Origin of the sequence: Mesorhizobium sp. M0106 (assembly GCF_040322715.1) — a bacterium.
In the GTDB taxonomy this organism is placed as follows: domain Bacteria; phylum Pseudomonadota; class Alphaproteobacteria; order Rhizobiales; family Rhizobiaceae; genus Mesorhizobium.
Genome location: NZ_JAMYUA010000035.1, coordinates 1 through 20,458 on the forward strand (window position 1 = coordinate 1; position 20,458 = coordinate 20,458).

Annotated in this window: 21 protein-coding genes and 1 tRNA gene; 13 read left to right on the plus strand and 9 right to left on the minus strand. The window is 61.4% G+C overall.

Features of this window, described 5'->3' with window-relative positions; all coding sequences use genetic code 11:
* Nucleotides 1-2,215 (minus strand): DNA methyltransferase (locus NKJ55_RS26270; protein ID WP_352452429.1); only part of this gene is annotated, 2,215 nt, incomplete at its 3' end.
* A 286-nt stretch (nucleotides 2,216-2,501) separates the two neighbouring features.
* On the opposite strand from NKJ55_RS26270, the gene NKJ55_RS26275 reads away from it, so the two are divergent.
* The 5 genes from NKJ55_RS26275 (at nucleotide 2,502) to NKJ55_RS26295 (ending at nucleotide 7,070) form a co-directional block, all read left to right on the plus strand.
* Entirely contained in the window at nucleotides 2,502-3,902 is a 1,401-nt protein-coding gene (locus tag NKJ55_RS26275; protein ID WP_352452430.1) for a lipopolysaccharide biosynthesis protein, read from the plus strand.
* The gene (locus NKJ55_RS26280) at nucleotides 3,902-5,182 is read left to right on the plus strand and encodes a GNAT family N-acetyltransferase (protein ID WP_352452431.1); all 1,281 of its coding nucleotides are present in this window, start codon (nucleotides 3,902-3,904) and stop codon (nucleotides 5,180-5,182) included. The genes NKJ55_RS26275 and NKJ55_RS26280 overlap by 1 nt, the downstream gene beginning before the upstream one ends.
* A 209-nt stretch (nucleotides 5,183-5,391) precedes the next feature.
* Nucleotides 5,392-6,000 (plus strand): hypothetical protein, encoded by a 609-nt coding sequence (locus NKJ55_RS26285; RefSeq protein WP_352452432.1) that lies wholly within the window; start codon nucleotides 5,392-5,394, stop codon nucleotides 5,998-6,000.
* Between the two features lie 204 nt (nucleotides 6,001-6,204).
* Nucleotides 6,205-6,681, plus strand: coding sequence for a hypothetical protein (locus tag NKJ55_RS26290; RefSeq protein ID WP_352452433.1), 477 nt, complete (start codon nucleotides 6,205-6,207; stop codon nucleotides 6,679-6,681).
* Between the two features lie 182 nt (nucleotides 6,682-6,863).
* On the plus strand, nucleotides 6,864-7,070 hold the full coding sequence (locus NKJ55_RS26295; RefSeq protein ID WP_023677964.1) for a hypothetical protein: 207 nt from the start codon (nucleotides 6,864-6,866) through the stop codon (nucleotides 7,068-7,070).
* A gap of 94 nt (nucleotides 7,071-7,164) precedes the next feature.
* Here NKJ55_RS26295 and NKJ55_RS26300 read toward each other — a convergent pair whose 3' ends face one another.
* Both NKJ55_RS26300 and NKJ55_RS26305 read right to left on the minus strand, forming a co-directional pair.
* The gene (locus tag NKJ55_RS26300; RefSeq protein ID WP_352452434.1) at nucleotides 7,165-7,902 is read right to left on the minus strand and encodes an SDR family NAD(P)-dependent oxidoreductase; all 738 of its coding nucleotides are present in this window, start codon (nucleotides 7,900-7,902) and stop codon (nucleotides 7,165-7,167) included.
* 149 nt (nucleotides 7,903-8,051) lie between these two features.
* Nucleotides 8,052-8,870 (minus strand): antibiotic biosynthesis monooxygenase, encoded by an 819-nt coding sequence (locus NKJ55_RS26305; RefSeq protein WP_352452435.1) that lies wholly within the window; start codon nucleotides 8,868-8,870, stop codon nucleotides 8,052-8,054.
* A 150-nt stretch (nucleotides 8,871-9,020) separates the two neighbouring features.
* Between NKJ55_RS26305 and NKJ55_RS26310 the strand changes: the two genes are divergently transcribed.
* A complete protein-coding gene (locus tag NKJ55_RS26310; RefSeq protein WP_352452436.1) occupies nucleotides 9,021-9,452 on the plus strand; it encodes a winged helix-turn-helix transcriptional regulator in 432 nt (143 codons plus the stop codon).
* A gap of 369 nt (nucleotides 9,453-9,821) precedes the next feature.
* Here NKJ55_RS26310 and NKJ55_RS26315 read toward each other — a convergent pair.
* The 3 genes from NKJ55_RS26315 to NKJ55_RS26325 form a co-directional block, all read right to left on the minus strand.
* Nucleotides 9,822-9,906: transfer RNA gene (locus tag NKJ55_RS26315), tRNA-Leu, on the minus strand.
* A gap of 157 nt (nucleotides 9,907-10,063) precedes the next feature.
* The gene (locus NKJ55_RS26320) at nucleotides 10,064-10,843 is read right to left on the minus strand and encodes a CPBP family glutamic-type intramembrane protease (RefSeq protein ID WP_352452437.1); all 780 of its coding nucleotides are present in this window, start codon (nucleotides 10,841-10,843) and stop codon (nucleotides 10,064-10,066) included.
* Nucleotides 10,844-10,969: 126 nt separating this feature from the next.
* Entirely contained in the window at nucleotides 10,970-12,829 is a 1,860-nt protein-coding gene (locus tag NKJ55_RS26325) for an ABC transporter ATP-binding protein (protein ID WP_352452438.1), read from the minus strand.
* A gap of 378 nt (nucleotides 12,830-13,207) precedes the next feature.
* On the opposite strand from NKJ55_RS26325, the gene NKJ55_RS26330 reads away from it, so the two are divergent.
* Both NKJ55_RS26330 and NKJ55_RS26335 read left to right on the plus strand, forming a co-directional pair.
* The gene (locus NKJ55_RS26330; RefSeq protein WP_023677958.1) at nucleotides 13,208-13,795 is read left to right on the plus strand and encodes a YqaA family protein; all 588 of its coding nucleotides are present in this window, start codon (nucleotides 13,208-13,210) and stop codon (nucleotides 13,793-13,795) included.
* 29 nt (nucleotides 13,796-13,824) lie between these two features.
* Nucleotides 13,825-14,343, plus strand: a complete 519-nt coding sequence (locus NKJ55_RS26335) for a disulfide bond formation protein B (protein WP_352452439.1) — start codon at nucleotides 13,825-13,827, stop codon at nucleotides 14,341-14,343.
* Nucleotides 14,344-14,498: 155 nt separating this feature from the next.
* Here the strand turns inward: NKJ55_RS26335 and NKJ55_RS26340 are convergent, their stop codons facing one another.
* Nucleotides 14,499-15,056, minus strand: a complete 558-nt coding sequence (locus tag NKJ55_RS26340; RefSeq protein ID WP_023677956.1) for an HNH endonuclease — start codon at nucleotides 15,054-15,056, stop codon at nucleotides 14,499-14,501.
* Nucleotides 15,057-15,185: 129 nt separating this feature from the next.
* Entirely contained in the window at nucleotides 15,186-15,827 is a 642-nt protein-coding gene (locus NKJ55_RS26345; protein ID WP_023677955.1) for a DNA-3-methyladenine glycosylase family protein, read from the minus strand.
* Between the two features lie 122 nt (nucleotides 15,828-15,949).
* Here NKJ55_RS26345 and gluQRS point away from each other — a divergent pair, with 122 nt between their 5' ends.
* A complete protein-coding gene (gene gluQRS, locus NKJ55_RS26350; RefSeq protein WP_352452440.1) occupies nucleotides 15,950-16,825 on the plus strand; it encodes a tRNA glutamyl-Q(34) synthetase GluQRS in 876 nt (291 codons plus the stop codon).
* Nucleotides 16,826-16,974: 149 nt separating this feature from the next.
* Complete coding sequence (locus NKJ55_RS26355; protein ID WP_023677953.1) at nucleotides 16,975-17,865, plus strand: DMT family transporter; 891 nt, start codon at nucleotides 16,975-16,977, stop codon at nucleotides 17,863-17,865.
* Here NKJ55_RS26355 and NKJ55_RS26360 read toward each other — a convergent pair.
* Nucleotides 17,832-18,686, minus strand: coding sequence for a YihY/virulence factor BrkB family protein (locus NKJ55_RS26360; RefSeq protein ID WP_292656768.1), 855 nt, complete (start codon nucleotides 18,684-18,686; stop codon nucleotides 17,832-17,834). The genes NKJ55_RS26355 and NKJ55_RS26360 overlap by 34 nt on opposite strands.
* A gap of 57 nt (nucleotides 18,687-18,743) precedes the next feature.
* Here NKJ55_RS26360 and NKJ55_RS26365 point away from each other — a divergent pair, with 57 nt between their 5' ends.
* The 3 genes from NKJ55_RS26365 to NKJ55_RS26375 are packed head-to-tail and all read left to right on the plus strand — an operon-like array spanning nucleotide 18,744 to nucleotide 20,436.
* Nucleotides 18,744-19,610: an SDR family oxidoreductase gene (locus NKJ55_RS26365; protein ID WP_352452441.1), complete on the plus strand. Its 867-nt coding sequence runs from the start codon at nucleotides 18,744-18,746 to the stop codon at nucleotides 19,608-19,610.
* Between the two features lie 24 nt (nucleotides 19,611-19,634).
* Entirely contained in the window at nucleotides 19,635-19,826 is a 192-nt protein-coding gene (locus NKJ55_RS26370) for a twin transmembrane helix small protein (RefSeq protein ID WP_023677950.1), read from the plus strand.
* Between the two features lie 28 nt (nucleotides 19,827-19,854).
* Nucleotides 19,855-20,436 (plus strand): cob(I)yrinic acid a,c-diamide adenosyltransferase, encoded by a 582-nt coding sequence (locus NKJ55_RS26375; RefSeq protein ID WP_023677949.1) that lies wholly within the window; start codon nucleotides 19,855-19,857, stop codon nucleotides 20,434-20,436.
* The last annotated feature ends 22 nt before the right edge of the window (nucleotides 20,437-20,458 follow it).

The following is a 20,458-nucleotide window of genomic DNA, read 5'->3' on the forward strand; positions in this document are numbered from 1 at the left end:
CCCGGTGCGCATCCTCAAGACTCGCACGCAAAACCGCCGACGGGAATCCACATTCGGACTCGACCGTCACATTCATTCCACTAGCAATATCTAGCCCGTTAAAATATGGGCGGACCACGTCGGAATTTGGCCGACCATTTATATTCAGCGGAAGCCTAAGCATTGCTAAAGCAGTTTTACCATTGATATCAAATGGGCCAGTCTTTTGAACCCCTATAAACGCAACACCGACATTCTGTTTTAGTGTCTTAGCTTCAACGATATTTAGTTCAGAGGTTAGATCACTCCGAATTATGGAAACCGGAAGTCCGTTAAGGTGCTTGGTATCGTTGGCGTTTCCAAAGCAAATCAGACTAACTCTGACGGAGGCGCCGTCAACAATCCAAGGTTCGTCCGACCAAGCCTCAAAAATTGTCATCTCATCGACGATACGATCGAGAACTCGTCGGTTTCTCCCGCCTCGAATGGAATTGGTAGCAACGAGGCCAACACGACTTGACTTGCCATTGGCGACTTGGCTTCTGGCCTTTTCGAACCACCAGCAAACCAAATCAGAAAATCGATCAACTTTTCGATCATATAGGTCTCTGATGAGTTCTGAGTATCCGTGACCCAAGCCACCGTTCATGCGCTTAACACCCAGAAACGGAGGATTGCCGACTATAAACTCTGATTCAGGCCACTCTGCTTCAACAAAGCGACATGCTTGCATTGCGTCGATCTCGCCTTCAACGGGTGAGGTTGTACCTACGCTGTCCTGTGCTGCGACTTCAGTCACCAGCGCATCCCTGCACTCGATGTTGCTCAACCGTCGCAGAATCGGATCGTCTTTGGCAAAAATGGCATTCCGGATTTTCCACTGAATGTAACCGATCCAAATCGTGGTGCGCGCCAGTTCGGCAGCGAGTGGATTTTGCTCGATGCCTCTCACAATCTCAGGTCCGACCAGCAGCAACGTATTGGAAAGCCCCATAGCCTCGGTTTCGAGTACCACTCGGTTCTCAAGGTCCTTTATTTCATGGAGTGCGAGATAGAGGAAATTTCCTGAACCGCATGCAGGATCTAGTATACGCACTGCCCGCAATCGTTGAAGAAAGGCTTCGCGGATATTTTCAGCTGCGGCCCTCAGCTTTTGAGTTGCCTTGTCCGCGGCTCTGACTTTTTCCCGTGTCCACCCGACTGGAGAAATGACATTCGCTTTATCGGCAATTTCCGCAATCCGAGCTTTCACTATTTCCCACTCGGCCAGAAGTGGCCGCACTACTACCGGCTTGATGATCATCATGATCTTTTCTGGGTCGGTATAATGGGCGCCGATCTGTGCCCGCTTGTCGGGGTCCAGAAATCGCTCGAACAAAGTGCCGAAAATGGTTGGGTCTATCTGGTCCCACTCCATCGTGCCGAGCGCCACGAGCAAATCGATCTCACCATGATGGAGTTCAAGTGCCCGCCGTCCATCAAACAGCCCACCATTGAAACGCGCAATCTCCTCGACACCATGAAAGCCGCCCGTTTCCATGGCTTCGAAAAGTTGATCCAGCATGGCCTTGGCCTTGTCGGGCCGTTTCGACGCCGACTTGAGCAGTTTCGTAAAATAATCCTCGGGCAGCAGTCTCACATCCTCGGCGAAGAAACAGAAGACGAGCTGGTTTACGAAATGGGCTACGGCCACACGGTCCGCGTTACGATGCTGCAGTCGCTCCACGATCGTGAAAAATTTCTCAGCCGCCTCGGCGGTCAGCGCGGCTCGCGTCCGCTGCGGGCGCAGCTTAGCCGGATCGTGGAAGGCCGCGTGCAGAATCCCGCGCTTTTCGACGTCGAGCAGGTCTTCCAGCGATAGCGTGTAAGTCTTGGGGACCGTATTGGTCCACGCAGTGACGATCTTGAAATGCTCTGTATCACAGGCAATATGGAGCGGCGGATTTTCCAGTGCCGAAGCATAGCGGGTAAGCTGTTCCAATGCCTGGTCAAGATTGCGCTTCCGCTTTTTGTACTCCCAAGCGAAAAATCCGCGCTTCCAGACATCTGCGAAACCGTCGCCACCGCCGGTCTTTGTCAGACCTTTTTCGAAGGCGTATTCCTTGCCTGTCCGGTCAGCTTCGGTCGGTGTCGGATGATCGAACAGATGGCACAGATCAATGAAATGCTCCTGAGCCGAGGCACGCTCGGTCAGATTGTTGCCTTTCCATTTGCGGATAAATTCATGTGGTGTCATGGCCCGACATAAGCCGATTCAGTGCGTTGCGTCACGCAATGTTATTTTACCTAAGCCTCCAACGTCGCGAGCCGACAGATAACCCCAGCCCACCTCACCCTGAATGCCGTCCGATTTGCGAAAGACAGACCGGGGCAGTTCCTCCGCCCTTCGCTATGGCTCCGGGCGTTCGTCGCTCGAAGGTCAAACGGTTGGCTTTCGTCCGCCTCCTCCCCACCCAACCGTTTCTTAATGTGTCTTCGCTACACCCAATCCCTGTAAATTGGCGGAAAACGGAGAGTATTGGGTGCGCTTTTCCGCGGCGACGACAGCCGGGCGGTTCCTGCCGCAGCGCCTTGCGCTGCGCATCAGGCCGCTGCTTGGCCTGATCGATGCCGTCCTGTTCAGCGCCGGCGCGCGCGGCGAGGCCGGCCGCATGTCGCTGATCGCCTTTTCGGTCCGCATCGTCAGCGCCGTCATCGCCTTCGTCAGCCAGGTCTTGATGGCGCGCTGGATGGGGTCGTTCGAATACGGCATTTTCGTGCTCGTGTGGGTGACGATGGTCATTGTCGGCAATCTCGCCTGCCTCGGCTTCCACACCTCGATCATCCGCTTCATTCCCGAATATCGCGAGCGCGGCATGATGGCCGAACTGCGCGGCATCGTGCGGGCCAGCCGGCTGTTCGTGCTGGTTGCCTCGACGCTGATCGCCGGCCTCGGCGCGCTCGGCGTCTGGCTGCTGTCGGCCTATATCGAAAACTATTATGTCGTGCCGTTCATCCTCGGCATCATCTGCCTGCCGATGATCGCCATGTCCGACCTGCTGCAAGGGCTGGCGCGGGCCAATTCCTGGGCGCTGTTTGCGCTGTCGCCGACCTTTCTGGTGCGGCCGCTGCTGATCCTGGCGTTCATGGCGCTGATGCTCTTGGCGGGCTATGCGCCGGACGCCAGAACGGCGATCTTCGCCGCCATCGCCGCCACCTACGCCACCACGCTCGGCCAGCTTATCGGCGTGACGTCGCGCATCGACAAAAGAATTCCGGCCGGACCGATGAAATTGCATTTCGGCCAATGGTTCATCGTCTCGCTGCCGATCTTCCTGGTCGAGAGCTTCTTCTTCCTGCTCACCAATGCCGACGTGCTGATGGTCGGCGCCTATCTCCATCCCAACGACGTCGCCGTCTATTTCGCCACCGTCAAGACGCTGGCGCTGGTGCATTTCGTCTATTTCGCGGTCAAGGCCGGCGTCGCCCAGCGCTATGCGCAGTTCACCCATGGCGAGCCGCAAAAGCTCGCCGCCTTCGCCCGCGAAACCGTGTCGTGGACCTTCTGGCCGTCGCTGGCGATGGCGCTGCTCGTGCTGGCCCTGGGCGAGCCGATGCTGACCCTGTTCGGCCCGGAATTTTCCGCCGGCTATCCGCTGCTGTTCGTGCTGGTGTTCGGCGTCGTCGCGCGGGCCGCCGTCGGCCCTTGCGAAAGCCTGCTCACCATGAGCGGCAACCAGAATATCTGTGCCGCTGTCTATGCCATGACGCTGGCCTTCAACATCGCGCTTAGCGTCGTGCTGATCCCGCTCTTCGGTCTGTGGGGCGCGGCGATGGCCACCGTCTTCGCCATGATCTTCGAGGCCGGCGCGCTGTCCTTTACGGTCTGGCGCAAGCTCGGCATCGCCATGGTCATTTTCGTGCCCGCCAAAGGAGCCGCCTGATGGCTGCCGTCCCCTTGCTCGAGGAAACCAGCGGCGGCCCGGCCGGCGCCATGGTGTCCGGCCTTGCCGGGCTTGCCCGCGAAGCCGATCCCGCCCATGTCGAGATCCTCGCCAACAACCGGCCCGAGCGCAAGCTTGCCATCTATCCGGCCTCCGCCGGCTTCGACCTGGTCGAGGAGCTCGACTATCTCTGCACCCGCACGATCGAGCCCAACGTCTTCTTCAATCCGCGCTTCCTGGCGCCGGCCATGCCCAGACTGGAGGACCGCGAGGTGCGGCTGGCCGTCATCCGCGACGGCGACCAGTACCGCAACCGGCTGCGCCTGCTGGTGCCGTTCTCGGTCGAGCGGCCGGCGGTGCCGCTCGGCGTTCCCGTCATGCGCACCTGGTCGAGCCCGTTCGGCCCGATCGGCACGCCCCTGGTCGACCGCGACGATCCGATCGGCGTCATCGAGGATTTCTTCGCGATGCTGTCCAGGCCGCATCTCAAGCTGCCGAAGGTCTTCGTGCTGCCCGACATAAGGCTGGATGGCCCGGTGGCGAGCCTGCTCGCCAGCGTCGCCGAAACGCGCGGCCTGACGCTGGTCACCACCGGCAAGGCCGAGCGCCCGGTGCTCGAAAGCGAGCTCGACGGCGAGGAATATCTGAAAGCTTCGCTGCGCGCCCACCATTATCGCGAGTTCCGCCGCCTGAAGCGCCGCCTCGCCGACCTCGGCCGGCTGGAACATCATGTTGCGCGGGGGCCGGACGAGATCCGCCATGCCATCGAAAATTTCCTGACGCTGGAGGCTGCCGGCTGGAAAGGCCGCGAGCGCACCGCCATGGCCATCGACCGCTACCGTGCCGCCTTCGCCCGCGAGGCGGTGTACCGGCTGGCCGAGCAGGATCTCTGCCGCATCCATTCGCTGACGCTCGACGGCCGCACCATCGCCTGCCTGGTCGTCTTCGTCGAGGCCGGCGTCGCCTACACCTGGAAGACCGCCTATGACGAGACGCTCGCTGCCTATTCGCCGGGCACGCTGCTGATGATCGAGGTGACCAGGCAGCATCTCGACGACCCCAACATCATGATGACCGATTCCTGCGCGGTGCCCGACCATCCGGTGATGAGCCGGCTGTGGAGCGAACGCAAGCCGATGGGCACGCTGGTGATCGGGCTGACGCCGGACGCCGACCGCCCCGCCCGCCAGGCGGCGTCGCAGCTTCACCTCTACCGCGAAACCCGCAACATGGCGCGCCTGCTGCGCAACCGGATGAGGAGCCTGCTGCGCCGGCGCTAGTGTATGGGGTCCAAAGTGGGCCCGACTGTCCGTCTCCGCACCGTCGGCTCTCTCGGGCCTAGGTCGTCAGGGTTAATTCTCCCGATCAGTGGAAAGGATTAGCATCGACGCAGTCCCAACCGGGATGAGGCGATCAATTACGGCCGCGCGTCCAGCATCACTGCCGCCTCGGTCCTGCACGGCCAGAAGAAAAAATCTGGGAGGAATGCATGATGAAAACAACTCACCTCAGGCGTGTCGGTGTCCTCACCTTGGCAGGTCTCGTTGGCGCGTGTCTGAACGCCGCCACTCCTCGGGCGGCCGAACCCGACAAAGCCGAGATCGATGCCCTGCGTAAATCGCTGTCCAGGTATGAAGACTACAAGGTTGCCATTCGCGAGCTTTATCTATCGACGGTAGGATGCGTCTTCTACAGCGGCGAAAAGGTAGAGGGGGCGATGGACTACCCGAAGGGCGCAATGGGCATCCATTTCGTCAACGTCACGACTGTCGGCCCGACCGCGGATCCGACGCGCCCCAATGTGCTGATCTATGAGCCGGTCGGCGGCGAATTGCGCCTGGTCGGCGCGGAATGGCTCGTGCCCTTGACGCCGGACACAAAGGAGCCGCCGAAGCTCTTCGGCCAGACATTCCAGGGGCCGATGGAGGGGCATTATCCGCTCATCCCGAAGGAGTTCCACCACTACGACCTTCACGCCTGGCTGTTCAAGGACAACCCGCTCGGAATGTTCAGCCCGACGAACCCGGACGTGAAATGCGACAACTATCCGTTTCCGATGCCTGAGCAGCCGACCAAGATGGTGCCGGGGCCGATGTAATAGCGGCCGGGCTACGATCCGAGCCTACCAGGAAATGCAGCCGGACCTCAAAGGCGTTATCCCAGAGGACGCTCCTGGGATAACGTCCAACCAAAAGTCCGTGCTCGGACCTTCGGACTCGTTTTGCCGTTTTGGCAATCACGACACTGCCGCGAATTCACAAAGGCGTTCCAAGGAGCCGACCGCGAAACGACGGAGGACCAAGTGAGAAGTCTGATCCGGACAGGATTGTCCGCAGCCGTTTCGGGTACGATCGTCAGCTTCGCCACGACAGTTGCATTGGCCCTGCCTGCCAGGCGGGAAGGCAAAGGCGCCCTGCAGCCCACGAATGCGACCAGCCACTGGCTCTATGGCGAGCAAGCCGCGTCGGTGCGGCGCGGCGACGTGGCGCACACGCTCGTCGGCTATGGCACGCATCACGCTTCCTCCATGTTCTGGGCATTCCTTTTCGAACTATGGCTCGCCTCGAGGCCGCCGCGTCCGTCGCTTCTGATATTTCGCGATGCGTTGGCGGCAGCGGCCATTGCCGCGGCGACAGATTATGGCTTCGTGCCGAAGCGGTTGACGCCAGGTTGGGAGACGATGCTGCCGAAGCGATCTATCGCGGCGACTTTTGCGGTGATGGCGGTCGGTCTAGCGATGGGCGGCATGATCAACAAGGAATTGCGCCGGCAGCATTAGGGACAGGGATTTGAGACAGATGCTTCGCACGGCGCGTTCACATCATCGCGACGGGCGGATCGCCGCGCTCGTCCCATTCTGCGGCATCTCCACCTCATCGGGAACCTTTCTCAAGGGACATGGTTCCGAATGTGCGGCGAAAGCGTGCTGCTCATTCCTGCTATCGCCAAGGAGATTCGACCATGAAGCTTCGCGAGTTGTTGGATCAAGTAAAGGACCTGCCGCCGGACACCTTGGTCTGTGCCGCCGAAATCGATGAAGCCTTTGCAGTCAACGTTGTTGGCGTTGAAGCTGTCGAGAGCGCCAGAATCCAAAGCCGCAAACCGGATGGCACCGAAGCTGTCGAACTCGCCAACGGGACCGACAAAGTCATCGTGATCCGCTGGTGAAAACCGGGGAAGTTGCGTTCAACAGCATGATGTTCCGCTCCACTGTGGGGTGCTGAATTGCGAATGCTGGCAGCGTATCGATGGCGGCGGTCGCCTATGGCTTGGTGGGCATGGCTTGGACGAAAGCCGCCATTTGGCGTTCGAGCGCTTTGAACGCGCTGCCGCGCCAGCTCTCGGCCATGGACGCCGATTTTGGATCAGGGAAAATTTCCTCTTCCCCTCGCGCCATGCCGTCCAGGATGCCTTTCGCGACGCTCTCCGCGGAACTCTTCGGTATATCGGCGTCTCTGCTCATGTCGGTGTCTATGGGACCGGACAGGACTGCATGAACGCTCACGCCACGAGCGCCGGCGAGAGCACGCAGCGATTGCGTCATGGAAAACGCGGCGGCCTTCGACAGTGAGTAGGACGGAATAATCGGGAACGGAACGAGAGCCGCTTCCGACAGGATGTTGACCACGGCGCCGCGCGAATGCGTGAGCAGCGGCAGGAATGCGTGGGTTACGCCATGCACGCCGAGCAGGTTGACGGCGAGGTGTCGCTCGAGCGCAGCACGATCGCCAAGATCGTCGTAGAGCCCGATGCCGGCGTTGTTGATGAGGACGTCGAGAGACCCGATCCGCTCGACAGCCGCCCCAATCTGCGCCGCGTCGGTCACGTCCAGGATCAGCGGCGTGACGCGCCAATCCGCGTGGGCCAGCGGTTTGCGCGCGCCGGCATAGACGCGCTTGGCACCCCGCCTCAATATTTCCTCGACCAGCGCCTTGCCGAGGCCGCGATTGGCCCCGGTCACGAGAACGGCTTTGTTTGTGACTTCCATTGATTTCGGCACGGCGATCTCTCCTCCTCTTGCATAAATGCAAGCCATTCGTTCTTGCATCATGCAAGTAGGGTATGATTTTCTGTTCCCACGCTTGGACGCCGTCTCCCCCGTTGCATTGCTCCAGGGCAGCCGGCGCCGTGACCAGGCGAACCTTGCAACTAGGACCCGACTTCCAATGTCGTGTAGGAGATCGGCGAAGGCCGCTCCAGGAAGGCGCCGGTTATTGCCGAAACGAAATTCTTCGCGTCCGCCGAGCGTAGAAAAGCGTCGCGCTCCTGCTTCGATGCCCAGCGCTCGACGCAGATGGTAACGTTGGGCTCGGCCTCCGAGCGAAAGACGCTATAGTCGATGCATCCGCTTTGCTTGCGGGCCGCCCCCGCCACGTCCCGCAGGGCATTCCGCACCTTGCTTTCGATGCCGGGCTTCGCCGCTGCCGTCGTCATGACGATCATCCCGGCGCCATCGCCTGCCGCCTTGCGCTCGACGGTGCGGGTATCCTCGCTTTGCGGCACGACCGTTGGGTTGGCGTTCTCTTCGCCCTTGTTGGGTTGCCCCTTGCCCGTCGAAATCAGCTCGCGGAGACTTGCGACATAGAAGCGCCACGAGTCATGGCAGACATCGTAGCATTCTTCGCTCGGCTTCAGCCCGACATGGGTGAAACGCAGCTCGGTCCCCTTTTCGGTCGGCGCGATTTCGAAGACCACGTCCGTGCCGGTCCACTCGGTCGCATCCCTGACGAAGTTGAAGTAGTTCAGAACGACGTGCCAGACGACCTTCTTGCCGGGCACAAGCTCCGTGACCTTGAACGTGCCGCGGTGGATATCCTTGAAATGATAGTAGAATATCGCACCGAGCTTGTTGGTATCGCCATCGATATCTTCGGACCACCAGGCGCGCGGATTGATAACCGCCGCAAAAACCTTTTCCGGGCTTTGCTCGACGACAAATGACGTCGTGTAATCTTCTTCCTTTTTCATGACATATCTCCTGTCTGGATCTGATTGGCTGATGGACACCCGAAATCTCGGGCGATGAAGTGGAGCGACGCTCTCTCGACCTCTGTCGCTTGCATCATGCAAGCACAATGCATACTTGCATGATGCAAGTCAATAGGGTATGTTCACACCATGCTTGGTCGTCTCTATGAAAAACAAAACTGCTCGGCCTCACGCGCCCTGGAGCTGGTCGGCGAGCGCTGGAGCCTGTTGATCCTGCGCGACGCGATATTCGGCGGCTGCACGCGCTTTTCGCAATTCCAGAAGAGCCTGGGGATCGCCACCAACATCCTGGCCAAGCGCCTCGAGGATTTCGTCGAGGCCGGCCTGATGGACCGTCGCCCGGGTGCCGCCGGCGAGCAGGCCGAATACGTCCTGACCCGGAAGGGGCTGGAATTCAAAACGGTCATTATCGCGCTGACCGAGTGGGGCGACAAATGGGTGCGGCCCGGACCCATCGTCTACTGCGACCAATCCGACGGCAAGCCGGTCGAGGTGCAATTGCGTCGCGCCGGCAATGGCAAGCGGGCCGACTTCGCCGACGTCGTGGCGGCCCTACGCTAGGCACGGCGGCGGCTCCGGCCCGCAGCACGATCCAAGACGAAGCTGTTTCGCATCGTGCCATAATGCCCGCATATCTCACCTCCCGAGGTTGCATCTGTAGGCCGGGTCTGGTGGGTAGTTCGCGGGAGGAAACATGTCCGTCGGGCAGCGATCGACTTTGCGGCAACGTCTTTTTTGCGGGACCGCGGCACGCCTGATCGCGTGCGGTGAGAAACGCCAGATTGCGCTTGGGGCTGGTCCGCGTCAGCGGAAGCTTGGGCAGCTTGCGGCAACAGGCAAGACGCAACCATTCGGTGGCCGTCGAGGGCGTCGTGGACGATCCCACCCACGCCATTAGGTTCAATAAGAAGTGGGAGGGAATTTAAAAAGTGGTGCCCCTAGCCGGGATCGAACCAGCACTCCTTGCGGAACTCGATTTTGAGTCGAGCGCGTCTACCAATTCCGCCATAGGGGCTCAGGCCGGGCGGCCTGGATGGGCGCGGACTATACGGTTGGAGGCCTGTTCGTCAACTGGCCAATTCCCGAGAACCTATCTAGCCCAAGCCTAGGCTTTCGATTTCGTCGTTGGAGGCTTCGGTCCATAGTGGGCATCTCAGCCCGTTTGAACCCTTCTACCGCAACAGCGGCCACAGAATGCCGATGAATACCGACGCCCCATCCATGAGCCAATGCGCCGTCGCCAGCGGCAGGATGCGGCGCACGCGCAGGTACACGAGGGTGATGAATGTCGAATGCGCGATTGGTGCCAAGAGCCGGTAGAGCATGAAGTGTGGGTCGAACGTCAGCGGCATCACCGCATGCTGAAACGACCAGGAAAACGCTACGACGGCAACGGCAAATCCCGTGCTTCCCGACAAGACTTGGAAACGCGGCAGAAGATAGCCGTTATAGGTGGTCTGCTCCGTAATGCCCCAGACCAACGGAAAGATCAGCACCCCGTAGAGCGCAGGCAAGAGCGGCAAAGGTCCGTATATTTGCGGTGCGTCAGGGTTGCCATAGACCAACAGGCTGCTGGCGGTGATCCCAGCGTAGATGAAAACGAGGCTCGGGAGGATGAGCGCAACGCCCAACAACAGATCGCGCCCCAAGCGGTTGCGATCGAAACCGACCAAATCGAGCAACGTGATGCCCTCGCGCCGCGCAAGGCACCAAAGGAGTCCAAGGCAGCCCGCGTCGATCAAGCTGCCATACACCGGCAGCCAAGCCCCTGCGTCGCGCCAGGGCGTCGCCGAACCGTGCGCAGCGTACACGGCCGCAACCAGGCCCTGCGCGGCAACAGCGAAAGCCGACCGCGCGAACAACATCAGGGCGGGGCCGGACCATGTCAGCGCGCCGGCAGATCGCCGCTCGAGAATGGCGGCACGGGAGTTCGGGATTATGGCTTCGCTCATGATCGATGAAGTTGGGATCGGCTTCCGAACGTTATGGTGGAAACGAGTTCAGCCAAGTCCGGTTTCCGGAGTGAAAGCAGAATGTATCGAGCCGGCCATGAGCAAAACATCATCACCGAGGGCGGCTCACATCTCCTCGAGAGCGTCGGCAATATAGCCGCCGGTCTGAAGCTTCCACAGTCGGGCATAGAGCCCGTCGCGCTCCAGCAGCGCCGATGGTTTTCCCTCCTCGACGATGCGGCCTTTGTCGAGGACGACGATCCGGTCCATCCTGGCAATCGTCGACAGGCGATGGGCGATGGCGATCACAGTTTTGCCTTCCATCAGAAGAGCGAGCTTGTCCTGGACCGCCGCCTCGGCCTCGCTGTCCAATGCGGACGTCGCCTCATCGAGAACCAGGATTGGCGCGTCCTTGAGCAACACCCGGGCGATCGCGACGCGCTGACGCTGGCCGCCGGAAAGTTTTACCCCGCGGTCGCCGACGAAAGCGTCGTAGCCGGTGCGGCCTTCGCCATCTCTGAGATCGGCGATGAAGCCGTCGGCCTCGGCCAGCATCGCGGCGCGCTCCAACGCCTCCGGCGGGGCATCGGGCCGGCCATAACGGATGTTGTCGCCGACGGAGCGATGCAGCAGTGAGACGTCCTGGGTGGCGACGCCGATGCTCTCCCGAAGGCTGGCCTGGGTCACGCTACGGAGATCCTGCCCATCGATCAGGATCGCGCCGCCCTTCAGCTCGAAGAACCTCAGGAGCAGGCTGACAAGGGTCGACTTGCCGGCCCCGGAGAGGCCGACGAGCCCGACCTTCTCGCCTGCGCGCACGGTGAGCGACAGGTCTTCGATCACCCGTTGCCCCTCGCGGTATTCGAACTGGATGTTCTTGAACTCGACTTCGCCGGCCGTGACCTCGAGCGGCTTGGCGGTCGGCGCGTCTTTTATGGTCGGCGGCGTCGTCACGACCGGCATTGCGTCGCGGATCGTGCCCACCGCCTGGAAAATCTGCTGGCCCATCTGCAGGAAGGCACGGGAGTTGGCATTGAGCCGCTGCACGATGGCGATCGAAGCGGCGAACTGACCAACCGTGACGAAGCCGGCGACAAATCCCCAGAGCCCTATGGCAACGTTGGTGAGAAAGAGGGCAACGTTGAGCAGGACGACGCCCATATCGGTCATCAGATAGATGCGCCTTTCGCGCTGCTGGGTCTCGATGGCGTTTTCCATCACGGTCCGCATCGCGCCCGCCTCGCTGTCTTCCGCCGCAAACAGCTTGACCATCTGAATGTTGCTGTGGAGGTCGGTCATGGCGCCGACCACGAGGCTTCGCCCCCGCGCCGAGCGGCGCGACCGCTCGGAATATTGGGGTACCGCCACCACCGCAATGGCGATGTTGGCGGAGATCCAGAGGAAAACCGGAAGCGCAAGCGGCCAGGACAACGCGCCAAGCAGAACGAGCGAACCGACGAGTTGCACCAGAAACAGCGGTATTCTGTAGAAGGCCACGACGATCTGCTGCTGCACGGCGGATGCGACTTGCGAAATGCGCGACGCCACCTGACCTGCGAAGAGGTCGTGGAAGAAGGCAAGATCCTGACGTTCCACCGCCTTGTGGCCCTGCCACTGCATCGCCGCCGGCATGCATACGGCCACCGTCTGCGAGTTCAGCGCATTGCCCACGAAGATGAGCAACGGCAGCACGGGGAAAACCAGCACGCCGAGCACGACCAGCGTCGGCCAGTCCTCCTGCAGGAAAACCGCCGCGCCCTTCGCGCTCACCCCATCGACGACGAACGAGGCCCCCCAAATCGTCGCAAGGTTGATCCCCTCGACCGCCATCATCAGGACGGTAATGGCCGCAAGGGTGCCGCGGAACATCCGCGCAAAATGCAGGAGCAGTGCAAACGGCCCGCTCGCAGGCAGCGGCGCGGGTGGAATATCCAGCGGACGGATGAGCTTCTCAAAGGCGCGATAAATGAAATCAGACAACGACATGGCGGCGCAAAGGGCGAAGCAGGGAGAGAGGATGCGACAGGAATCGCCGGTATTTAAACACGGATCGTGTTCGGCCGGAAAACCCACGATGTAATTGGAAACTGCCTTGACGCACTTCAGGCAGGCAAGTGTTCGACGCCATGGCTTGCTCGTCAATCAACTGGCCAAATCCCGACATCTGGGCTCGCTCAAGCCTCAGCCTTTCGATTTCGTGAAGCAGCTGCCATTGTGCAGCGCGGAAAATCTTTCTAGACAGGCGGCGCATGTCATTGAAGCGCACCTTGTCCGACGAGGTTGATGCGGGGCGCTTCCAAGTCTTGTTTGTACATGTCGTGATCCCAAGACCGCTTCTGGTTTGGGCGTGCATTAGGAGTGCCGATGCTTCGCGGACTTTACGACTGGACCTTGTCGCTGGCGGCGAGCAAATCCGCCGAATGGTGGCTGGCCTTCATCGCCTTCGTCGAGAGCTCGGTGTTCCTGGTGCCGGCCGACGTCCTCTATCTGCCGATGGCGCTGTCGCGGCCGGATCGCGCCTATCGTTACGCGCTGGTCGCCACCGTCGCCTCGGTGCTGGGCGGCATCGCCGGCTGGTTCATCGGCCATTATGCCTATGATGCGGTGGCGCGGCCGATCCTCGAATTTTATGGCAAATATGACGAGTTCGAAGCGATGCGCGTCTCATCGGGTGTCGGCTTCATCATCCTGATGCTGGTCACCTCCGGCCTCGCCCATCTGCCGCCGATCAAGGTTGTGACGATCCTGTCGGGCGTCATCGGTGTTCCTTTGCTGCTGTTCATCGTGCTGGCAATCGTGGCGCGCGGTGCTCGCTTCCTGTTTCTCGCGTGGCTGTTGCGCCGCTATGGCGAGCCGATCCGCCACTTCATCGAAAAGCGCCTTGGCCAGATTGCAGGCGCCGCCGCCGCTGCCCTGATTTTGCTCTATATTGTCGTCAAATACGCCGTCTGAACGGCATCGAACCGAATGGACTGAGTCCGATGACAGCGACCGTGAATGCCGATACCGGACGCCAGCGGCTGCGCACCGCCCTGTTTCTCGCTGTCGCCATGGCCGCCACGGTCGGCTCGGCGCTGGCCTTCCAGTATCTCGGCGGCTACATCCCCTGCAAGCTCTGCCTCGAGCAGCGCACGCCTTACTACGTCGGCGTGCCCTTGATGCTGCTGGCGGTGCTTGCGTCGGCTCTTCACGCGCCAGCCTGGGTAAGCCGTGGCCTGCTGGCTATTGGCGGCCTGCTGATGCTCTACGGCGTCTATCTCGGCGTTTATCACTCCGGCGTCGAATGGGCGTGGTGGCCAGGCCCGACCGATTGCACCGCAGCCGCCGGGCCGGTGGACACCGGCGGCAAGGGCGTGCTCGATGCGCTCGACAAATTCGTCCCGCCCTCCTGCGACAAGGCGGCGCTCCGCATCCTCGGCCTGTCGCTGGCCGGCTGGAACGCCATCGCCAGCTTTGTCCTGACGGTCGTAGCCTTCCGCAGCGCCTTCGCCCGCGACTGAGCGGCACAACGCAGAGTTCGTCCAGAAATTCGTCAGGCCGGAGTGCATGACGTGGCTTTCGAGAACCGGAGCGGAGCGTACTAGCTAAAGTACGTGAGCACCGGAAGCGCGGAAAGCTGCGTCAGGCGACCGGCATGGCGGATTTCTGCCGAACTCTATGGTTCGAGTTCGACATCCCAGTACAGATAATCCATCCAGCTTTCGTGTAGATGGTTGGGCGGGAACAGCCGGCCGTTATTATGCAAATCATGCACCGTCGGCTGGTAGGGCTTCTGCAGCGGCCACATCTTGGCGTGGGCCGGCATCATGCCGCCCTTCCTCAGATTGCAGGGCGAGCAGGCAGCGACGACATTCTCCCAGGTCGTGGCGCCGCCGCGATGGCGAGGAATGACATGGTCGAACGTCAGATCGTCCGGCGTGCCGCAATATTGGCATTGGAAACGGTCACGCAGGAAGACGTTGAAACGGGTAAACGCCGGATGCCTCGACGGCTTCACGTAAGCCTTCAGGCTGACGACGCTCGGCAGCTTCATCGAAAAGGTCGGTGAAGAGACGGCGTGTTCGTATTCGGCGACGATGTTCACCCTCTCGAGGAACACCGCCTTGATGGCATCCTGCCAGGACCAGAGCGACAGGGGGTAATAGCTGAGCGGACGGTAATCCGCATTCAGCACCAGCGCTGGAAGCCCATCCGGAGATACGGCAACCGTCACGTCGTTGACCTCCTTCACCCTAGAACCGGTCGACGCGGATACTGTAAGCCCGACATGACAGGGATGTGAAGCGGATTGTCGATCATGCCGGGTCTCAAAAACGCATGATTTCAATGCTTTTTTGCGGATTCAGGCCGGAGGCGCGGCATCCCTGCCCTTCAATTCGCGATAATAAGCCCAGAAAAGCCGCGATGCGACACCGCGCCACGGGCTCCATGATTCGGCAAGCCGGATCAGCATTTTCTCCGGCGGACGCGGGTCGATGCCGAGCGCATGGCCGACCGCGCTCTGCAATGCTACGTCGCGCGCCGGAAAGATATCTGGGTGTCCGGCGGCAAACAAAAGGTAGACTTCAGCCGTCCACGAGCCGATGCCCGGCACCTTGGTCATGGCCGCGATCGCCTCGCTTGCATCGAGCCGGCACAGGTGATCGAGGTCGAGTCCCTCGGCCACCGCCCGGGCGACGGCAACCAGGCCGCGCTGCTTGGGCCGCGACAGCCCGGCCTCGCGAAAGATCGCCTCGTCGGCGGCAAGTATCGCCTGCGGCGTCAGCGGATCGAGCAGTCTCGTCAGCCGGCCGAAGATGGCATCGGCGCTCGCGCGGGACACTTGTTGTGAAACGACGATCGAGGCAAGGCTCCTGAACCCCGGCTCCGACAGCCTGAGCGGCACCTCGCCGGCCATGCCGCGCACTTTTTCCAGGCGTGGGTCGAGCAAGCATAGCCTATCCAGCCCTTGCGCAATGTCGTCGAGACTGGCGATGCGTTGCATGTCTGCTTGTTCCAAAATCAAAAGTGCCGCACGCTTCGTCACGTGTCCCTCTGGACGCACGACGCCACCGGCGCAAAGTAGCAATTGGCGAAAGCGCCACACAACCCGATTGCCGCCGGACAATGACACTGCTGACATTCCGCTTCGCGCCGAGCCCGAACGGCGAACTGCATCTCGGCCATGCCTATTCGGCGCTGCTCAATCAGAAATTGGCAAAGGCGGCGGGCGGACGCCTGCTGCTGCGCGTCGAGGATATCGACACGACGCGCTGCACGCCGGAATTCGAGGCAGGCATTTTTCGCGACCTGAAATGGCTGGGGCTTGGCTGGGAGGAACCGGTGCGCCGCCAGTCCGAGCATTTTGCCGAATATCGGGCGATGCTCGAGCGGCTGATCAAGGAAGAACTTGTCTACCCGGCCTTCATGAGCAGAAGTGAGATCCGCGCCTTTATCGCCGACAGCGAGAAGCGTGGCCGCGACTGGCCGCGCGACCCGGACGGCGTGCCGCTCTATCCCGCCGCCGACAAGGCGTTGACGGCGAGCGAACGCGAGCGGCGCGTCGCCGAAAATGTGCCATTTGCCTGGCGGCTGGACGTCGATGCGGCAATAGCGCGCGCCGGCAAGGACCTGTCATGGGCCGAATACACGGACGAGACGCTCTCCGCGACGCGTCGTGTCGAAGCCCATCCGCAGGATTGGGGCGACGTGGTCGTGGCGCGCCGCGAAATCCCGACCAGTTATCACCTCGCCGTCACCATGGACGACGCGCTGCAGGGCGTCAGCCATGTCGTGCGCGGCCAGGACCTTTATTCCGCGACCAGCGTGCAGCGGCTGCTTCAGCAACTGCTTGGCCTGCCGCAGCCGGCCTATTTTCACCATCGCCTGATCCTCGGCCCGGACGGACGAAAACTGTCGAAGAGCCTTGGCGATACCGGCCTTGCCGCCCAGCGTAAGGCGGGCGCATCGCCCGCCGATCTCAAGTGGCTGGTCGGTCTCTAGACTAGACCGGTGAGCTCGCGGCCATCAACGGCGCTCCTTCAATTCAAATGACTCTATGGATCAACCGTTTGGTTTTGCTTGCCGGCCCGAACGGCATTAAGCAGTCGCCGCAGTCGATCCCTCACCCGAATTCATCGCGGCCTCCGGAAATGCACAGCCTCAAGCGGTTCATCCCCGCCTCTTTCGTCGTCCTGTGGGCGACCGGCTTCATCGGCGCGCGCTATGCCATGCCGTGGGCGGAGCCCTTTACGTTCCTGGCCGCGCGCTTTGTCCTGGCCGCAATCCTGCTTGTCGCTTTGATGGCCGCACTTGGTTCGAGCCGCGCCACCCGCGATGAGGCGCTGCACGCGACCGGTGCCGGCATCCTGATGCATGGCATCTATCTCGGCGGCGTGTTCTGGGCAATCCACCGGGGCATGCCCGCCGGACTTTCAGCCCTGATCGTCGGCCTGCAGCCGCTGATCACGGCAGTGCTCGCCGGCCGGCTTCTCGGCGAGGCCATCCTGCCGCGCCACTGGGCCGGTCTCGGCCTCGGGTTGATCGGCGTGGTGATCGTGCTTTGGCCGAAGCTCGGTGCGCTCGGCGGCGGCGTGACGGCCGAGACACTGGGCGCCTCGCTGGTCTCGGTACTCGGCATGAGCGCCGGCACCATCTGGCAGAAGCGCTTTGCTTCCGGCGGCGATCTGGTGGCTGCCACGTTCTGGCAATATGTCGGCGGCGCATCGGTGATGGCTCTGGCCTCGCTCGCCTTCGAGACCCGAACGGTCATCGTCAACGGCGAACTGATCTTCGCCATGGCCTGGCTCGTGCTGGTGCTGTCGATCGGAGCCATCTTCCTGTTGATGGTGATGATCCGCGACGGCGAAATGTCGAAGGTCGCCTCGCTGTTTTACCTCGTGCCGGCTGTCACCGCGGTCATCGCCTGGGCATTGTTCGGTGAGCACTTGAGCCCGCTCCAGATCGCCGGCATGGCGATCGCGACGCTCGGCGTCGGGCTGGCGACGGCTCAGCCGCCGACGCGGGCACGCGCCTCTAAATAGCGGCTGATCGCGGCGTTGAGCTCGCCACCGAGGATGAAGATCGCTGAGACGATATAGAGGAACACGACGGCGATCATGATCGAGGCGAGGCCGGCATAGGTCGTCACATAGGACGAGAAATGATCGAGATAGGCGGCGAAGATGGTCGACCCGATGAGCCAGCCGACCAGCGTGAAGATGATGCCAGGCACGATCGAAACGAAGCGGCGCTTGCCGGCCGGCAACCAGAAATGCACGGCGAACAGGCCGCCGATGATGACTACCGAGGCGATGACGTAACGCCACAGCGTGATCGTGCCCATATAGGGTTTTATCCATTCGAAATGCGACTCGGCCAGCCGTGCCAGCAATGGCGCGAAGACCAGCAGCACGCTGATGGCCAAAAACCCGGCCGTCGCGATCAGCACGAAGATGATGCTCTGCACCCGCCGGTAGATGATGCCGCGCGTTTCCGAGACACGATAGGCCCGGTTGAGCGAGGTGCGCAGCGCCTCGATGCCGTTAGAGGCGAAATATCCGGCAAGCACGATACCGTAGGTCAACAGGTCACTGCGCCGGACGGTAAGCACGTTGAGCACCTCGCGCGCGATCGGTTTGGCGATCTGCTCGGGCCATGTGTCGAACACAAGGTGCACGGCGGTGTCGGCGAAAGCCTGCGCGCCGAAAAAACTCGCCAGCGTCGTGGCGAAGATCAGGAAAGGAAAAAGCGCCATCAGCGCGGTGATCGCCAGATGGCTGGCCATTGCCCAGCCGTCGTCGGTGTTGAAGTGGCCGAGCGCGTCGTAGAGGACGCGTTTGAGGGCTACGATCTTCCGCAACAAGAACCGCGTTCCCTTCGATTGTCCCGACGCCGCGAATATGGGAAGGGTTTGCGGTAAATGACAACCCTAGGTCAAACCACCAGTCCTCCCGGAGAAGAGTTGCGCTCCATCATTGTCACAGGTGCCTCTTCCGGTATAGGCGCCTATTGCGCCCATGCTCTTAAGAAGGAAGGCTGGCGGGTGTTCGCAACGGCCCGAAAGCCCGAAGATATCGCCGCGCTCGAGGCCGATGGCATCGAGGCCTTTTATCTGGACTACACCGAGTCCGGATCGATCGAGGCGCTGGTGGCGTCGGTGCTGGAACGGACCGACGGCCGGCTCGATGCGCTCTTCAACAATGGCGCCTACGGACAGCCCGGCGCCGTCGAGGACCTGCCGGTCGAGGCTTTACGGCAGCAGTTCGAGGCCAATGTCTTTGGCTGGCATGACCTCACTCGCCGTGTCGTACCGGTGATGCGCCGCCAAGGCCATGGTCGTCTCGTTCATTGCTCGTCGATCCTCGGCCTGGCGCCGGTGCCTTTCCGCGGCGCCTACTCGGCATCGAAGCACGCTATCGAAGGGCTGATGCTGTCCCTCTACCAAGAACTCCTCGGCAGCGGAATCCATGTTTCGCTGATCGAGCCGGGGCCGGTGAAATCGAAGATCGCCAGCAACAGCCTTGCGTGGTTCCTGGCGAATATCGATCACGAGAAGTCCGTTCATCGCCTCGCCTATGCGGCGCAACTCAAACGGCTGCGGGCCGGCGGCAGCACATCGCGGCTGAAGCCCGGGCCGGAGGTGGTTTATTCCGCCTTGCATCATGCGCTTCTGTCGCGGCGCCCGCGCCCGCATTATGTGGTAACTGTGCCGGCCAGGATCGGCGCGATCCTTAAACGCATCCTGCCGTCATCGGTACTCTACCGTCTGCTCGCCAAACGCGCCTGAACGCAATCCAACCTGGAACACACCATGGCAACCGTCTTCAACATCCTCGCCGTTCTCGTCATGGTCGCCGTGGTGATCGTGCTGATCCGCGGCCTCATCAACATGATGCGCGGCGGCTCCAGCATGACCTCCAACAAACTGATGCAGACGCGCGTGCTCTTGCAGTTCGTGGCCTTGGTGCTGATCATGCTGGCGGTGTATTTCACCCGTAAGTGACGCAGCAGCCACCAGCCGGGAGGAACCCGTGGTCAAGCTCAACAAGATCTACACCCGCACTGGCGACGATGGCACCACAGGCCTCGGCTCTGGCGAGCGGCGGCTGAAATCCGACCTTCGCATCGACGCCTACGGCACGGTCGACGAGGCCAATGCCTGCATCGGCATGGCCCGCATTCATACCGCGGCAGTAAATCCGGCGATCGATGCGATGCTCGGCCGCATCCAGAACGACCTTTTCGACCTCGGCGCCGATCTGGCAGTTCCCGATAATGGCAAGCCGCTCGACTACGAGCCGTTGCGCATCATCGCCTCGCAGACCGACCGCATCGAACAGGATATCGATCTCCTCAACAAGGACCTTGAGCCGCTCAAATCTTTCGTGCTCAACGGCGGTACGCCGGCAGCGGCTGCCCTTCACCTCGCCCGCACGGTGGCCCGCCGCGCCGAGCGCATCATGGTGGCGCTGTCGCAAGATCCAGACGAGCACGTCAACCGCGAGGCGATAAGATACATCAACCGTGTCTCGGACTTTCTGTTCGTCGCCGCACGCGCGGTCAATGACAACGGAAATGCCGACGTGTTATGGGTTCCTGGCAAGAACCGCTGAAATCCGCCGAGCTGGGGACCTG